The 516-nt window shown below is 68.4% G+C and carries 1 protein-coding gene; it reads right to left on the bottom strand.

The window, feature by feature from the left end; translation table 11 throughout:
• Nucleotides 1-128 precede the first annotated feature (128 nt).
• Nucleotides 129-516 (bottom strand): DinB family protein (locus tag CCN51_RS52430; RefSeq protein ID WP_107426328.1); only part of this gene is annotated, 388 nt, incomplete at its 5' end.

The raw sequence follows: 516 nt of genomic DNA, 5'->3' as shown, positions 1-516 counted from the left end.
ACGGCCGCCCTGATCCCCGGCACCATCTACAAGGAGTACCCGGCCGCCGGGCACGGCCTGTACATCACCCACAAGGATCAGCTCAACGCCGACATCCTCGACTTCATCAAGTCTTGAGGTCCCGCGGGTCACCACCCCGTGGCGCCGTCGATCCGCTCACGCAGCAGATCCGCATGGCCGTTGTGGCGGGCGTACTCGGCGATCATGTCCACCATGATCCGCCGCAGCGCGATCGGCTCCCCGGTCCGCTTCCGGATCCCCGTCACATCCAGCGACTCCGCGGCGGCCACGATCTCCCGCGAGCGCTCGCACTCCGCCCGCCACACCGCGAACGCCTCCGCGGGGTCGCCGTCGAGCGCGTCGAAGTCCTGGTCGGGGTCCTCGTCCGAGTAATACAGCAGCGGAACGTCCTCACCGGCGAACTGAATACGGAACCACCAGCGCTCCACCCCCGCCAAGTGCCGCACCAGCCCATGCAACGACATCCCAGACGGCGCCACCCCCCGCTCCGAAAGC

The organism is Streptomyces milbemycinicus (assembly GCF_002154605.1).
GTDB lineage: Bacteria > Actinomycetota > Actinomycetes > Streptomycetales > Streptomycetaceae > Streptomyces > Streptomyces milbemycinicus.
This window is presented reverse-complemented; position numbering and strand designations above follow the sequence as displayed.